General features: G+C 46.4%; 10 protein-coding genes. 3 read left to right on the plus strand and 7 right to left on the minus strand.

Features of this window, described 5'->3' with window-relative positions; genetic code table 11:
• Positions 1–118: 118 nt before the first annotated feature.
• Genes fruA through fruB form a run of 3 tightly spaced genes read right to left on the minus strand, consistent with a single transcriptional unit; the run spans position 119 to position 4,015 of the window.
• Positions 119–1,879 (minus strand): PTS fructose transporter subunit IIBC, encoded by a 1,761-nt coding sequence (fruA, locus tag AB4623_RS06805; protein WP_102428326.1) that lies wholly within the window; start codon positions 1,877–1,879, stop codon positions 119–121.
• 15 nt (positions 1,880–1,894) lie between these two features.
• Positions 1,895–2,872 (minus strand): 1-phosphofructokinase, encoded by a 978-nt coding sequence (pfkB, locus tag AB4623_RS06810; protein WP_017060871.1) that lies wholly within the window; start codon positions 2,870–2,872, stop codon positions 1,895–1,897.
• A gap of 9 nt (positions 2,873–2,881) precedes the next feature.
• Positions 2,882–4,015: a fused PTS fructose transporter subunit IIA/HPr protein gene (gene fruB / locus AB4623_RS06815; RefSeq protein WP_372146026.1), complete on the minus strand. Its 1,134-nt coding sequence runs from the start codon at positions 4,013–4,015 to the stop codon at positions 2,882–2,884.
• A gap of 385 nt (positions 4,016–4,400) precedes the next feature.
• On the opposite strand from fruB, the gene cra reads away from it, so the two are divergent.
• Positions 4,401–5,405 carry a catabolite repressor/activator gene (cra, locus tag AB4623_RS06820; RefSeq protein ID WP_102428344.1) on the plus strand — a complete coding sequence of 335 codons (1,005 nt, stop codon included), beginning with the start codon at positions 4,401–4,403 and terminating at the stop codon, positions 5,403–5,405.
• Positions 5,406–5,472: 67 nt separating this feature from the next.
• On the opposite strand, the gene AB4623_RS06825 is transcribed toward cra, so the two are convergent.
• The 4 genes from AB4623_RS06825 to nirB form a co-directional block, all read right to left on the minus strand.
• Positions 5,473–7,263 carry a protein kinase domain-containing protein gene (locus tag AB4623_RS06825; protein WP_372146028.1) on the minus strand — a complete coding sequence of 597 codons (1,791 nt, stop codon included), beginning with the start codon at positions 7,261–7,263 and terminating at the stop codon, positions 5,473–5,475.
• Positions 7,264–7,430: 167 nt separating this feature from the next.
• Complete coding sequence (locus AB4623_RS06830; protein ID WP_371724830.1) at positions 7,431–8,900, minus strand: NarK family nitrate/nitrite MFS transporter; 1,470 nt, start codon at positions 8,898–8,900, stop codon at positions 7,431–7,433.
• A 143-nt stretch (positions 8,901–9,043) separates the two neighbouring features.
• On the minus strand, positions 9,044–9,388 hold the full coding sequence (nirD, locus tag AB4623_RS06835) for a nitrite reductase small subunit NirD (RefSeq protein WP_012600889.1): 345 nt from the start codon (positions 9,386–9,388) through the stop codon (positions 9,044–9,046).
• Positions 9,389–9,464: 76 nt separating this feature from the next.
• Positions 9,465–12,047 (minus strand): nitrite reductase large subunit NirB, encoded by a 2,583-nt coding sequence (gene nirB / locus AB4623_RS06840; RefSeq protein ID WP_372146030.1) that lies wholly within the window; start codon positions 12,045–12,047, stop codon positions 9,465–9,467.
• Between the two features lie 472 nt (positions 12,048–12,519).
• Here nirB and AB4623_RS06845 point away from each other — a divergent pair, with 472 nt between their 5' ends.
• Both AB4623_RS06845 and AB4623_RS06850 read left to right on the plus strand, forming a co-directional pair.
• Positions 12,520–15,102, plus strand: a complete 2,583-nt coding sequence (locus tag AB4623_RS06845) for a molybdopterin oxidoreductase family protein (protein WP_372146032.1) — start codon at positions 12,520–12,522, stop codon at positions 15,100–15,102.
• A gap of 408 nt (positions 15,103–15,510) precedes the next feature.
• A complete protein-coding gene (locus tag AB4623_RS06850) occupies positions 15,511–16,014 on the plus strand; it encodes a hypothetical protein (RefSeq protein ID WP_017064753.1) in 504 nt (167 codons plus the stop codon).
• Positions 16,015–16,042: the final 28 nt, after the last annotated feature.

The raw sequence follows: 16,042 nt of genomic DNA on the forward strand, positions 1-16,042 counted from the left end.
TTAAGTGAACGGCATTACCTCAAATGAGGAGCCTTTGTTTTAAGGAGCCGTTTTACCAAGAAACCGGTTATCAAGAGCCTCTGGTTATCGGGCTGAACCGTTAACCAGAGTAGGGGGATTAAGCCTCTGCCGTTACTTTAGAGCCGCTCATCTTTTTAAGTGCTGCGTAGCCAAAGCCTGTTACTAGCGTACCTGCTGCAATCGCTACTAGGTACATAAGTACTGGAGAGATAGCGCCAGGAATCAGTAGTACGAATAGACCGCCGTGTGGAGCCATTAGCTGTGCACCAAACATCATTGATAGAGCACCTGTTAGTGCACCACCTGCCATACAAGCTGGGATAACACGCATTGGATCTTTCGCTGCGAATGGGATTGCACCTTCAGAGATGAAACATAGGCCAAGAACGAATGATGCTTTACCTGCTTCACGCTCGCCTGCTTCAAACTTGTCTTTCACTAGGAAAGTCGCAAGGCCCATACCTAGAGCTGGAACCATACCTGCTGCCATGATAGCCGCCATTGGTGCGTAAGTTTGCGAAGCCAGTAGACCAACACCGAATGTGTAAGCGGCTTTGTTTACCGGACCACCAAGGTCGAAACACATCATTGCGCCTAGAATCACACCTAGAAGAATCGCATTAGACGTACCCATGTTGTTTAGGAAAGTTGTCATCGCGCTCATCACGCCAGAAACAGGACCACCTACGATGTAAACCATCACAAGACCAGTGAACAAACTCGCGATAAACGGAATGATCAGGATAGGCTTGAGGGCTTCCATGGACTGTGGAAGTTGAACCTTGTCGGCAATGAATTTCGCTGCGTAACCTGCAATGAAACCTGCCGCGATACCACCTAGGAAACCTGCGCCCGTTGAGCTAGCCAGCATACCGCCAATTAGACCTGGAGCCAGACCCGGACGGTCGGCAATCGAGAATGCAATGAAACCAGCAAGAACAGGAATCATCAGTGCGAATGCAGAACCACCACCGATAGTCATCAGTGCTGCTGCCAGTGTGCCTTCTTCTTTAAACGCTTCGATACCGAATACGAAAGAGAGTGCGATGATCAAACCACCCGCAACAACCACAGGAAGCATGTGAGATACACCTGTCATCAGGTGCTTGTACACGCCTTTCTTCTCGTCAGCAGGCGCTGAATTTGAAGACGCTGTGTGTTGGTATGGTTTAGCTTCTGCGAATGCTTTTTCCATCTCTTGCTTTGTTTTCTTCAAAGCAGGGCTTGTTGTAGTTTTGTACAGCGCTTTGCCGTTAAAACGATCCAGAGGAACGTCGATGTCTGCTGCGATGATAACTAGATCAGCGTCTGCGATTTCTTGGTCTGTCAGTTGGTTTTTCGCACCTACAGAGCCGCGAGTTTCCACTTTGATTTGGTGACCTAGGCGTTTGCCTTCTGCTTCAAGCGCTTCAGCTGCCATAAAGGTATGTGCAACACCCGTTGGGCAAGCCGTAATCGCTACGATCTTCTTGCTGCCTGTGCTTGCTGTTGTAGAAGAGTTTGGAGAGGTACCGGTCACTTCAACAGTGCTTTCAGCTTGAGAAGCGTCTAATACTGTTGCTTCTGCTACCGCTTTCTCTAGAAACGCTTTTGCATCTGCAGTGCATTCAGAGATAGCCGCTTGGTACACTTTCTTACCAACAAAACGTGCTTTATCAACATTTTTGTTAGCTGCGATAACTACAACGTCGCTGCTGTCGATAGCGTCTTGCGATACAGTTGAATCAGGTAACACGCTTGATTGACATTCAATAGCAGCGTTCCAACCTAGTGCTTTTGTCGCTTGCTCTAACAAGCCCGCGGCGATGATGCTGTTTGCTACGCCACTTGGGCAAGCTGTGATAATGGTAATATTCATAATAAACCTTTTGTCCTATTTGCTTGTGTCTAACTGGCTAGTTGGAGCACTAAGCGCCTGTAATTGGATATTTTGTAGTACTGAATCCAGCTCTTGTTGGCTGGTGATGCCCACGCCTACCTGTGAAACTGCTAGAGCAGATAGGGCGGTTGCGAATTTAATAAGTTCTGGTTTTGGCATCTGTTGCATTTGACCCCAACATAGACCAGCAACCAATGTGTCACCTGCGCCTACCGTGCTTACTACTTGCATGCGCGGTGGTTGAGCATGTAACCATTCACCTTGGTTAAGCCACATCACGCCTTCAGCGCCAAGTGATACCACGATATTCTCGATGCCTTTTTCACTTAGGGCTTGGCCCGCGTGTTGGCATTGGTCACGAGTTGTCAGCTCTGCATTGAACAGCTGAGACAGCTCTTCATCGTTTGGTTTGATTAACCATGGTTGTGCATTGATACCGGCTTTAAGTGCGTCACGGCTGCTATCAAATAGCACCTTCTTACCTAAATCGTGTAAGCGTTGAACCCAAGAAGCGCAAAGCTCAGGAGAGATACCTTGTGGCAAGCTGCCTGCAATGACGAAATAATCGTGCGTTTCAGCAAGTTCTAATAGGGTTTCTTCGAACGCTTTAATCGCGTCAGCATCAACAGGAACACCTGGGAAGTTGATGTCGCTTACTTGGCCTGAATTCTCTACCAATTTCACGTTAATGCGAGTTGCGCCATCAACACGGATGAAGCGGTCAGTTGCGCCCATCTCTTCAAACAGTTGGCAGAACGCTTCTTCGTTATTGCGACCAAGGAAACCTGTTACGGTCACTTTCGCGCCAAGCTCTGAAAGAACTTTTGCGACGTTTACGCCTTTGCCCGCTGCATGCAGAGAGCCTTTGTTTACTAGGCTAACTGAACCTACATTTAGTGCGTCGATAGCGCCTGTCAGGTCTAGAGCAGGGTTAAGCGTTACGGTAACGGCTTTGATTTGTTTATCAGACATATCGACTCCTTAACCTTCGCCAAGGCCTGAAGCGATAGCTTTACCAATCGATTCAAGTGCTTGTGCTGCATCGTCACCTTCAGCAACAAACTGAAGCTGGTGGCCGTGTTTAACGCCAAGTGCGATGACTTTCATCAAGCTCTTCGCGTTCACTTCTTTTCCGTCGCCATCTAGGTTTGAAACGCGGATTGTTGATTCGAACTTCTTCGCTTCAGCAACCAGCATTGCGCCCGGACGAGCGTGTAGTCCGTGTGCGTTTTTGATCTTGAATACTGCGCAGTTGTCATCACCTTCAGAAGCTGTAGAAACCGCTTCACCTTTTAGAAGGCCAATCACTTGCGCTGCGTCAGCGGCTAATAGTTGTTGCTGTTTACCTTCGAAAACCATTTTGCTTAGGTTCGCCAGAATAGATTGGTGCGCGCTGTTGCAAGCAGCAAATGCCACCAATGCTTTAACTGGTGTGCCTTCGAATTCACAATGGTTCGCTGTTGAAACGAAAGATACGCCAGTGCGAGTTACGCCTTTGTCGCTGCCTAACAACCACAGGCCTTGCCCTAGGTGAGTTGGTGTTTTTGTCACTAGGTCGGCAACGAATGTGTTGTCTGTGCAACCAGTGTTCTTAAGAAGGCCGCCCGCAACTGCAGACATCTGAATCATGTCGCTCGCAGGGAACAGTAGCTGAACTAAAGAAGCGTCTAGGTCGGCTTCTAGTTGAACTTCGCCGTTAAGTAGGGCGATGATTTCGTCTTCTGATTTCGCTTGCTTTAATTTCTCTTCAACACCGTCTGCCGCTAGCACTTTCGTTAGCTGCTTAAGAATGCCTAAGTGCTCGTCAGATTTCGCTGCAATACCAATTGCTACGTAAACACGGTTGCCGTCTGCCCAATCAATACCTTCAGGGAAGTGGTGTACCGCAACGCCTGTCTCTTTCACTAGGCCACGCGTGTCCGTCGTTCCGTGAGGAATCGCGATGCCGTTACCTAGGAACGTAGAGTTCTGGTTTTCACGGTTCAGCATTCCTTCAACGTAACCAGAGTCAACTAAACCTTTCGCGGTTAGGTCGCCAGCAATGTTCTGGATAGCTTTGAATTTGTCATCGGCCGTTTGACCAAGAGTGATGTCAGATTTTGATAATTTAAGCATGGTGCCTCTTTAGCGTATCGCTTGAGAATTTGTGTATCGCTACGATTCAGTCTAGAGCAAGAATTAGTGAACTTTACTCTTTGCTTTGCTCTTTGTTTTACTTTAGCTGAATCGGTTCAGCATTCAGTGTAAAAAAATTCAGCAAAGCCGATTTTGGTTTTCAAAATAGTTTTGCTGCGTGTCGTAATTTCAGTTTCGTTAATAACGAGAAGTTGAATCACAACAAATGACGCTCAATCCATTCAAAAGGATGATTGAAGTCACTTTTCAGATTTTGCTGAATCCTTTCAGCTTTTATACTGAATCGATTCAGCATATAATTCAACTAATCCAAGGATCAGAAGATTGGTTATATGATCCTACGCACAAAATACAGGTCACCCATATGACACTAGATGAGATTGCCAAACTAGCCGGTGTGTCGAAAACGACAGCCAGCTATGTTATTAATGGCAAGGCGCAGAAATACAGAATCAGTGAAAAGACTCAGCAGAAAGTAATGGCAGTCGTGGAAGAGTATAACTACCGACCAGACCATGCTGCTTCGTCGTTGCGCGCTGGTAATAGCCGTTCATTTGGTTTGATTATTCCTGACTTGGAAAACAGCAGTTACGCGCGTTTAGCAAAATTGATAGAGCAGAACTCACGTAAAGTGGGTTATCAAATTTTGATTGGTTGCTCAGATGATGACGCTGAAACCGAACGTAAAGTTGCGGAAGCGCTTGTTAGCCGTCGTATCGATGCCTTGCTGGTGGCGAGCTCTATGCCAGACGCCAATGAGTTCTACTTGAAACTGCAAAACTCAGGCACACCAGTCATCGCGATTGACCGTCCGTTAGACGATGAACATTTTGCCTGCGTGATCAGTGAAGACTTCGAAGCGGCATTTGAACTGACGCACTCGATTCTTGATGACAGCATTCATAGTGTTGGTTTGATTGGTGCACTGCCTGATCTGAACATTTCACGTGAACGTCAGTTGGGTTTTGAAGCGGCGAATAAAGCACATACTCAACAAACAAGGCTAACAGACAACAAGCCGATGGTTGTCGGTTATGGCGAGCACTTTGACCGAGAATCAGGACGTGAGATTTTTGAGGGTTGGATTGCCAAAGGCACAGTGCCCGATGCCATTGTCACTATGTCTTATACCTTACTAGAAGGTGTGTTGGATGTGATGGTTGAAAAGCCAGAACTGATCAGCCAAGTAAAGCTGGCAACCTTTGGTGATAATCGTTTATTGGATTTCTTACCTTTTAAAGTCCACTCACTGCCACAGCAATTCGAAGTGATTGCAGACAGCGCCTTTGCTTTGGCTTTGAACGCGTCTGCTAAACGTTACCAAGCGGGTATTGAGCTAGTGCCAAGAAGCTTAGTAAAACGAGGCTAGCTCGAATTTTACGCTTGGCTAGAAGCCTCGCGTTTAGCTCGAACTTGGTTTTAACTCGAACCTGCAATTAACTAGAACTCAGCAATAAGCCCATTTCTACAATGGCAACAATGCCGAGCAACAAAGCCAACACTTTCCAAAACTGGATCGGGTTTCGGTTTATCAAAGGTTGCTTGGCTTTGCTTTTGACCAAGCTTTGGTTTGGTGTGTAAAGATCTGCCACAAAATCCCCTAACACTTGATGACGTTCGCTTGGTGATTCCGCGCAGGCTTTTTGTAACACCAAATCTACCCAACTTGGCAAGTCAGCTCGTTTCTGTGTGATGGGTTGGTATTCCCACTGATGATGACGAGATTGCTTAAGCGATTGTGCAGTCATTTCAGAGTAGGGCAATCCACCTGTTAGCATCTCATAGCCGATCACGGCGATAGAGAACAGATCCGAGCTTGTGGTGGCCGTGTTGTGCTTGATGGTCTCTGGCGCTATGTAATTGACCGCGCCTAATGGAGTGTCGTCTTTGTCGGTGAGCTCTCCCTCTTCAAGGCCTCTCACTAACACCGCACCAAGGTCGATGATTTTTACCTCACCATCACGTTGAATCATGATGTTTTCCGGCTTTAAGTCTCGGTGCACCATGTCTGCACGTTGCAGTACTCGAATGCCTTGAGTGATCTTTTCTAGTATGTCGCGTACTTCATTGAGTGACGGCTTTGGATTGTCGTACATCCATTGTCTTAGGGTGATGCCTTCTACCCATTCGCAGATTTGATATAAGAATTGCGAGTTCTCTGGCGTCGGGTAAACCTTCATTACTCTCTTATTTTTCAGCAAGATCCCCGCCCATTGTTCATTAAAGAAAGCTCGAAGTTGCGAAGGGCTATCGTGATATTGAACGGAAGGGACTTTCAGCACGAACTCGGTTTGTGTATCTTTCTGTATTACACGATACACATGGCTTCTTGACCCTGCATACAACACCTCAAGTACCATGAAGTTGTCGATACTTTGCCCGAGCTTTAAAGCGGGTGGGATAGCACGTTTAGCCAGCTTCTCATGGAACTCAATCAGCGAAGGTTTAGGCAGATGGCTGACTTGCACAATCAAGCAGCTCACGTTGTCCGAGCTATTGTGGCTTAAAGCCGTGTTACAGATGGTTTGTGCCGCGTATTCGAAATCCGCTCCGGGTTTGTCGATGTGTTCCTTGAAGGTGTTGGGAGAGACAAACTCGTGCACGCCATCAGATGTCAGGATAAAGCAGTCGTTTTTCTTTATAGGTAGGGTTTGATAGTCAACGTTGAGTTGGTTGTCCATGCCTAAGGCGCGTGTTAGATAATGCTTCTGTCCCATATTTTTACGCGTGTGGTCGCGGGTCAGTTGGCGTAATTCTCCATCTCTTAGTAAGTAGATACGGCTGTCGCCCACGTGGAAGATATGCGCGGTGTTTGATTTGAGTATCACGCTGCTGAACGTCGAAACGAGGGCATTGTGGTTCACTTGTTGTGCGGGATGAATATTAGAAACAGACGTGTTGAAGAGCCAAGAATTGAGGGACGTTAAGACCTTTTGCGCCGAACGTTGGATGCTCCAGCTTTGGGGAGTTGCGTAATAGTCGTCGATAAACTGCATCACGCTGGTGTGACTGGCTTTCTGGCCGTGTTCACTGCAACTTGCGCCGTCTGCTATGCAGGCAACACTGCCTTTCAACTCTTGCTCTGCGCGAGTTTTTGGGTGTTTTACAATGATGGCATCTTGGTTTTCATCTCGTACGCCTTGATTCGAATAACCACCAAACTTAAGCGTTAACTGGTTGTTGGATTCTGGCGTGATGACTTGCCCTTGGCTGAATGAAATTGTCATAACTGGTCTTCTTCTTAACTGCTCTTCTTCCCGCTTCCTTGACAGAACATCCTAGGAAGAACAAAAACCCTAGTGAACTTAGAGCCTTTGAACGAAGCACCTAGCATTGATGTATCCGCTAAGGTGCTTCTCCCGATTCAATAATATCAATGCTTCATAGTACAGACCTAGCTTGAAACATTAATCAGAGTGACACTGCCATCGTCGTTTACTTCGGCGATTTGGCCGTTAGGCTCTTCCATGAACAGTAGAGTCACAAAGCCAAGTACCGCTGTTGCAGCAATCACTAAGAAGAAGGTTTGGTAGCTCACGAATGACAACACAGTTAGGTAAACTACTGCACCCACGTTACCGTAAGCGCCCGTCATACCTGCAATTTGACCTGTCATACGACGCTTGATTAGAGGAACCGTTGCGAATACCGCACCTTCACCCGCTTGCACGAAGAAAGAACACGCCATCGCCGCAACAACCGCTAGCCATACAGGCCATGTGCTGTCGACTTGACCCATTGCGAAGTAACCCACAGCAAGACCAATCGTTAGAATAAGCAGTGTTGGTTTACGACCGAATTTATCTGAAATCCAACCACCACCTGGGCGAGACATTAGGTTCATAAAGGCATAAGCCGATGCAACCATACCTGCAAGAACCGGTGTTAATTCAAAGGTTTCAGAGAAGAACAGTGGCAGCATAGAAACCACAGCCAGTTCAGAACCAAATGTTGCGAAGTACAATACGTTAAGTACCGCTACTTGCTTGAACTTGTACTGGTGAATCTCAGGCACTTCTTCTTTAAATACGTTCTTGTTTACTTTCCAAACTTGCGACACTTCGTACACGTAAAGTGCTGCTAAACCTGCATACACAGAGTAAACCGCCATGTCAGACAACATGTTGATGTTGGTTGGTGATAGCTTCCAAGTCAGTAGCGCTAAAGCGGCATACATAGGGATCTTCATAATAAGTAGGAAGAAAAAGTCACCCTTTGATGTCACTTCCATTGCTGTTACTTGAGCAGGCTTGAAGTAAGTCGAACCTTTTGGTGTATCTGACACGTTTTTGTAGAAGATAAACGAGAACGCTAAGCTCATTACGCCGGTAATACCGACCGCATAACGCCAGCCGTCTTCACCACCAAACGCTAGAGCGAGAGTTGGAAGTGTGAACGCCGCTGCTGCTGAACCGAAGTTACCCCAGCCGCCGTAAATACCTTCTGCAGTACCCAGTTCGTTGTGTGGGAACCACTCAGACACTAGACGAATACCGACAACGAAGCCTGCACCGATGAAGCCTAATAGGAAACGAGCAATCGCCGCTTGAATAAAAGAGTCTGCCATAGCAAACATAAAACAAGGGATTGAACAGACCGCGAGTAGCGAAGAGTAGACCAATCTTGGGCCGTATCGGTCGGTTAACATACCAATGGCGACACGCGCCGGAATGGTCAATGCAACGTTGAGAATAAGCAGTGTTTTGATCTCTTCAGTAGAAAGACCAAGTGAGGTTTTCACCATTTGCAGTAGTGGGGCAAAGTTGAACCACACAACAAAGGTGATAAAAAAGGCCATCCAACTTAGGTGTAAGGTTTTCATCTTACCCGTAAATGAAAGCAGCGAAAATTTAGTGTTATCCATGGTTTAAATCCTTTAAATCTGGAAAATTACCCGGTTTGTGCACCTGCGTTACTTCCGAACTTAGAACGCTTTTAATGTGCATAAACCCTGTGCCGAAATTGCGCACGCTAATAAGCGTTTGCATGATGGTGTCGGCGGTTTAGTTAACTGGCGATAGCAAGTGGTGCGAGAACTTGAACTTGTTCTCCTTGTTTGCGAACTTCAAATTTCACGAGCTTGAGCTCAGGCTGTTCAAGACATTCGCCAGTTTCTAAGTGGTAATGCTGCTTGTATAAGGGTGAGGCCACGTAAGGTTCTCCGCTTAATGAACCAATTATACCACGTGACATCACATTCGCCTTGCCGATAGGGTCGTAATTAGAGAGCCCATAAAGCGTGTCGCTGCGCTTGCAGTAAAAAATAGCCACTTGGTTATCGTCTACTTTGGCGCAAATTCCCCCGTTTGGGGTTAGATCGCTGGTGCTGCATACGGTTGTCCAATTTTCCATGACTTTCTCCTAGTCTAAAATTGAGTTTTTATTTTTTTATTGATGAACCTGATGAACCTGATGAACCTGATGAAATTTATGAAACCTCAGTCACTTCGATTTGGTCTGCTTTAGCGAGCTTTTCATCGCGTTTTGAATCGGAAGAAGAGCTCAAGCTCGGCTTAGGAAAACGCTGCTCTCGTTCTTTGATGAATGACAGGCTAGTGTCCATTTCTTCGCTGTTGATGTAGTGCTGGAAGCGTTTCATCTTTTCAGGGTTTTCGATGGTGGTTTTCCACTCACACTGGTATTTTTCGATGTTGAGGGCGATATCGGCCTCAAGTTCTTCAGCAACGTTGAGCTTGTCTTCAATCACGACTTGCTTGAGGTATTCGATGCCGCCTTCAAGGTTCTCCATCCATACCGATGTACGCTGTAAGCGGTCTGCGGTACGTGTGTAGAACATCAAAACGCGGTCGATGTATTTAAGGAGTGTGGTTTCATCAAGGTCGGTAGCGAAAAGGTCACCATGGCGAGGGCGCATACCGCCGTTACCACAGATGTAGAGGTTCCAACCTTTGTCGGTGGCGATAATGCCAAAATCTTTTGATTGGGCTTCTGCACATTCACGAGTACAGCCAGAAACCGCAAACTTGATCTTGTGTGGTGAACGCAGGCCTTTGTAGCGGTTCTCAAGTCGAATCGCTAAGCCAACACTGTCGTCGACACCGTATCGACACCAAGTGCTACCGACACAAGATTTCACGGTACGAACCGATTTACCGTAGGCGTGGCCCGTTTCAAAACCTGCATCAATCAGCTTTTTCCAGATGATAGGCAGTTCGTTAAGCTGTGCGCCAAACAAGTCGACACGCTGACCGCCCGTGATTTTGGTGTACAGGTCGAACTCTTTAGCGACTTCGCCTAAAACAATCAATTTATCGGGAGTGATTTCACCGCCAGCAATACGCGGAACTACCGAGTAAGTGCCGTCTTTTTGCATGTTGCCAAGGTAGATGTCATTGGTGTCTTGCAGCTCGATATGTTGATCTTCAAGGATGTAATCGTTCCAGTAGGAAGCCAGAATCGAACCGACAGCCGGTTTACACACGGTACAGCCCAATCCGTTGCCGTGAGAATCTAACAGCTCATCGAAGGTCTTGATTTTGTTGACGCGAATGATGTCGGTAAGCTCTTGGCGAGAATAAGCAAAGTGCTCACAGATATCGTTAGAGACTTCCACACCCAAGTTAATCAGCTCACTATCCAGAACTTGTTTCGCAAGGGCAGAACAACCGCCACAACCTGTTGAAGCGTTGGTGGTTTCTTTTAGAGCCGGCATCGTGGTGCAGCCAGCTGAAACGGCCTCTTTAATATCGCCTTTGGTCACATCAAAACATGAACAGATCACAGCGCTATCAGGCAGAGCTTCAACACCCATTGCAGAGCCAGAATCATCGGCCACGTTAGGTAAAATCAGCACTGATGGGTTTTCAGGAAGAGGCATGTCATTTTGCTTGATTTGCAGTAGCGAACCGTAGGCTTCTGCATCACCCACTAACACAGCACCAACAATCTTTGTGCCGTCAGCCGAGATGATCAGGCGCTTATAAACTTGTTCTATTTCATCGTTGTAGGTATACGATTGAGCACCTTCTGTCTTGCCGTGCACTTCACCAATACTGGCAACATCGACGCCAAGCAGTTTGAGCTTGGTGCTCATGTCGGCGCCAGTGAACGCAGCGTCGTCAGTACCGTCAGAGACAATATGCGAAGCCGCGACTTTCGCCATGGAATAACCGGGCGCCACTAAGCCGAAGATCTTGTTATCCCAAAGGGCACATTCACCAATGGCGTAGACGTTGTCGATATTGGTTTGGCAGTGGTTGTTGATGACAATACCGCCGCGCTCGCCAATTTCGACATCAGAGCTTCTTGCTAACTCATCTTGAGGGCGAATACCCGCAGAGAATACGATCATATCGGTTTCTAAATGGGTGCCATCGGCGAAGTTCATGCGGTAGCGAGCATTTTCGCCATCGACTATTTCAGAGGTCGCTTTCTCGGTATGAACTTGCACACCAAGGTCTTCAATTTTTCTGCGCAGTAGGGCACCGCCACCATCATCTAATTGAACGGCCATTAGGCGAGGCGCGAATTCAACCACATGAGTTTCCAAACCAAGGTTTTTGACGGCGTTTGCGGCTTCTAAGCCAAGCAGACCACCACCAATCACCACGCCAGATTTGCTGACTTTGCTTGAAAGCTCGATGGCGTCTAAATCTTCGATGGTGCGATAAACGTGACAGTGTTCTTGGTCGTTACCAGGAATAGGGGGAACAAAAGGGAAAGAGCCCGTCGCCAAGATTAGCTTGTCGTAACTTTCAACATGACCACTTTCAGTGATGACTTGTTGATTGGCGGTGTCTAGCTTGGCAACCTTCTGGTTCAACAAGTAGTTCACGCCGTTGCTTTGGTAATATTCTTCACTGGTCAATGACAGGTCATCAGCGCTTTTACCATTAAAGTAAGCCGTCAGCTGAACACGGTCGTAGGCCAGCCTTGGTTCTTCACTAAAAGTAATCACATCAAACTCATCACTGTCTGATTGCAGGATGTTGTCGATAAATTTGTGTCCAACCATGCCGTTACCAACAACGACGATTTTCTTCTTGCTCATAATCCATTCCTTATTCTCGGCGCCACCATCACTAGCATCTAATTTCTAGTCGTTAGCAGATGAATACCGGGTTGAGATTCCACTCAATTCATAATCATCAAGAAAAACAAAAATGTTTTTTCTAAGTCTTGGTTTTTAGTGGAGCAAGGAGGATGCCAGATTGCGATTTGTTCATTTAAATAAAATTTAATATATATATTTCAGTGATTTAAAAATTGCAGGTGGCACGTAATTACCCCTAAAGTGGTATGTAAAATTTTTGTTATATTTATATAAATGAGCGTTTGTGGTGCAACTTTCTGCAAGATGGTGCAAAAATTAAGTTTCTATCTTGGTTAAGTTCTGTTTGGTTCGTTGTTGATATTTGTGTTTTTATTAAGTTGTTGTTTTTATGTGAAATTATTTGCTATTCATCAGCTGCTATTAAGTGGCGTGTTATTTGCTTATTTTTAGTTATTACAATTATGGATAATTGAGTGAGAAACGGATGACCGATTCAAACAGCGGCTGGATAAAATCGACCTGTGCTTATTGTGGTGTAGGGTGTGGAATAGAAGCGAGACCGACATCGTTAGGAAAACTAGAAGTGCGTGGTGATAAAGATCATCCATCAAACTATGGAAAGCTATGCACTAAAGGGATTGCGCTCGGCGACACCGTCACGCCTTTAGGTCGTCTTACACAGCCTGCTCATATTCAGAATGAGCAAAAACAAGAGCTAGATTGGAACAGTGCCACTCAGTTGGTCGCAGACAAATTCAATCAAACCATCGAAGAATATGGGGCCGATTCGGTTGCGTTCTATGTATCTGGTCAGCTGCTTACCGAAGACTACTATGTTGCCAATAAACTGATGAAAGGCTTCATTGGTAGTGGCAACATCGACAGTAACTCTAGGTTGTGTATGGCTTCAACCGTGGTAGGGCATAAGCGAGCATTTGGCGCAGACACAGTACCGGTGTGCTACGAAGATCTCGAGCAAGCCGAACTCGTCGTGATTACAGGTTCCAACTTAGCATGGTGTCACCCGGTACTTTTCCAAAGATTAAGAGCCGCGAAACAAGCCAACCCTGAATTGAAAGTTATCGTCATCGACCCGCGTTATACCGACACCTGTGAAATTGCAGATATTCACTTGGCATTGGAATCTGGCTCAGACGTGGCGCTGTTTAACGGCTTATTGGGCTATCTCGACGATAACGACAAGCTAGATGCAGACTACATAGAAAACCACACTCAAGGCTTTACTGAATCGATTCGATCTGCAACTCAATATCGCTATACCGAATCAGGCTGGGGCGACAAAAGCGTTCCTGAGCTGACAGGGTTAACAGAGCAGCAGCTAAAACAGTTCTACAGTTTGTTTGCATCGAACGAGAAGGTGCTGACTATTTACTCCCAAGGCGTGAACCAATCGACACAAGGGTGTGACAAGGTGAATGCCATTATTAACTGCCATTTAGCCACCGGGAAAATTGGCAAGCCGGGCATGGGGCCATTCTCTGTAACGGGCCAGCCGAACGCAATGGGTGGCCGAGAAGTGGGCGGTTTAGCCAATACCTTAGCGGCGCACTTTGAATTTGGTGACCCGCAATCACACCAGACCGTCAGCGAGTTCTGGCAAACCGACAGCTTAGCCACACATGCGGGTTTAAAAGCGATTGACCTGTTTGATGCCATGAATGAAGGCAAAATCAAAGCCGTGTGGATCATGGCAACCAACCCAGTTGTGAGCCTGCCTGACAGCGAAAAAATCAAAGCCGCATTAGAGAAGTGCCCATTTGTGGTGGTATCTGACTGCATTGCCGATACGGAAACCACTCGCTTGGCTGATGTAGTGCTACCCGCGCAAGGGTGGAGCGAAAAGTCGGGCACCGTGACTAACTCTGAACGCCGAATTTCACGCCAGCGCCGCGTGTTACCAAGCCCAGGGGAAGCCAAACCGGATTGGTGGATCTTGAAAGAAGTGGCGCAAAAAATGGGATTCAAAGAGCAGTTTGATTACCGCCACGAAGGCGAGATCTTCAAAGAGTATTGCGAGATGACAGCGCTCGGCAATGAAACGGGCAAAGCGCGAGACTTGTGCTTAATTGGACTCACGCAACTGGATGAAAAAGGCTATGGCGAACTCACTCCACAGCAATGGCCAGTGTTAGAGTATCAACCAGAGATCATTGAGCAACGCATGTTCACCAATGGCGAGTTCTTTACTGAATCAGGCAAAGCGCAGTTTATTGCAGTTGAGCACGACAAACCGATTGCCGATACCAGCCTTGAATTCCCGCTTATCATGAACACAGGTCGAATCAGAGACCAATGGCACACCATGAGCCGCACAGGTTTGGCGGCAGGCTTAGGTGAACACACCCCAGAACCGTTTGTCGCCATCCACCCAGATACCGTTTCAGAACTGAACTTGGATGAGTTTGGGCTAGATGCTTTCAACCACGCGACTATTAACCCTGTGGTGAAAGTGCGCAGCGCACAAGGGGAGTGCCAAGCGCGCTTAGTGGTGACCAAAGAGATGCGCCGTGAACAAGTCTTCATGCCTATCCACTGGAACGCACCCACCGCCAAAGACAGCAAACCATGCGAACTAATCTTGCCTCATACCGATGCCGCATCAGGTCAGCCAGAATTCAAACATACCCCAGTGATGGTTGAACCGTGTGGCTATCACAGCGAAGCCGCACTGGTCAGTGACAAGGTGATGGATTGCAGCGGCTTTGATTATTGGGTTCGCCAAAGAGTAGAGGGCGGTTTTCTGTATCGAATATCTTCCTCTAAGAACCCAATGGAGTTGGTGATTCAGCTTGCTAATACCCTCGATGCCTTGCCAGAACCTAACGCAGAAGCGATCAAATCACTCCATTACCACGGCAATAAATCATTCAAGAACTACGGCTCTGCCAAGCTGGGTCAGTCTGGCGTAAAGCAAGCTTTCGTGGTGAACAGTAAGCTTGACCATCAAAGCATCGATTGGCTGGTGGAATGTCTAACCCGAGAAGCCGATGAAGAGTTCGAAGCCGAGTTTTTGAGTACCATGGCGAAGTAGTTACTACCTCTAACCTATTAATACCAAGAGTTAAGCGCCGACAATTACGTCGGCGTTTTTGTTTGAAAACACGATATTCAAAGATATGACTATTCATTATCGAACTGCGGTTTACTCACATATTGGGGAGTTTTCTGCATTTTGCAGAAACTATATGGAAAATTTCTGCTTTTCGTCATGTTTGATACGAAGATAAGTAGGTAAGATAATGTTATTAAATGAGTTATTAGACTAAGTGTAGTGTGTCTTGGAAACTAGACAGAATTGTTTCGGGGACAAAATGCAGAATTATTCTGTCTAATATAGCTGTTAACTGTGCTTTGAGTCACGAACAAATACTATGAGCTTTATCATCCCATTTTCATATGCAAAAGTGTGAAGTGTTAGTTTTGTTTAAAGAGATCAAGGATGAAAAAGAGTGTGTTATTAGTGCCTATTCTGGGTGCCTTTTTAACTGGTTGTGCAAATAAATATGTATCACCAACAAATACTGGTAATTTGACCCAACTTAGTCTTCAAGCGGAAGGGGATGGAGCGTCGCTAGCTGGAATACAGATTAGGTTTTGGCATGTAGAGAATGCAGGCAAATGTGACATGTGGGAAATTGAAGGTGACAGAACTCTGATGCATACAATTGAAATCGGCGGATTTTCAATGTTTGGTAATGAACAGTCAAAAACATTACCAATTGTTGCCGGGAATAAATCACACTTTTTGGTAACAGCTACTTCCGGAAGTCTTATGTGTGGGGTCATTTCTGATTTTGTTCCAAAAGAAGATGAATCGTATATTTTGAAGTTTGATGGTGTGCTACAAGCTTTGAGTAAGTCACAGTGTAGTGTTGAGCTAACTACCAGTGACCACAACCCTGTTGAGTCGTTTAACTCTCAACTCTGCTTTAAGCCACATTGACCGCACAGTTAACAAACGACTATGGCGT

It is taken from the genome of Vibrio sp. 10N.222.52.C12, assembly GCF_041474215.1.
Classification (GTDB): domain Bacteria; phylum Pseudomonadota; class Gammaproteobacteria; order Enterobacterales; family Vibrionaceae; genus Vibrio; species Vibrio crassostreae_C.

Bases quoted from the DNA above. Each gene is read 5' to 3' on its own strand.
- AB4623_RS06850 (WP_017064753.1), top strand. From the start codon at position 15,511: ATGAAAAAGAGTGTGTTATTAGTGCCTATTCTGGGTGCCTTTTTAACT.
- nirB (WP_372146030.1), bottom strand. From the start codon at position 12,047: ATGAGCAAGAAGAAAATCGTCGTTGTTGGTAACGGCATGGTTGGACAC.
- AB4623_RS06830 (WP_371724830.1), bottom strand. From the start codon at position 8,900: ATGGATAACACTAAATTTTCGCTGCTTTCATTTACGGGTAAGATGAAA.
- fruB (WP_372146026.1), bottom strand. From the start codon at position 4,015: ATGCTTAAATTATCAAAATCTGACATCACTCTTGGTCAAACGGCCGAT.
- AB4623_RS06825 (WP_372146028.1), bottom strand. From the start codon at position 7,263: ATGACAATTTCATTCAGCCAAGGGCAAGTCATCACGCCAGAATCCAAC.
- pfkB (WP_017060871.1), bottom strand. From the start codon at position 2,872: ATGTCTGATAAACAAATCAAAGCCGTTACCGTAACGCTTAACCCTGCT.
- cra (WP_102428344.1), top strand. From the start codon at position 4,401: ATGACACTAGATGAGATTGCCAAACTAGCCGGTGTGTCGAAAACGACA.
- nirD (WP_012600889.1), bottom strand. From the start codon at position 9,388: ATGGAAAATTGGACAACCGTATGCAGCACCAGCGATCTAACCCCAAAC.
- fruA (WP_102428326.1), bottom strand. From the start codon at position 1,879: ATGAATATTACCATTATCACAGCTTGCCCAAGTGGCGTAGCAAACAGC.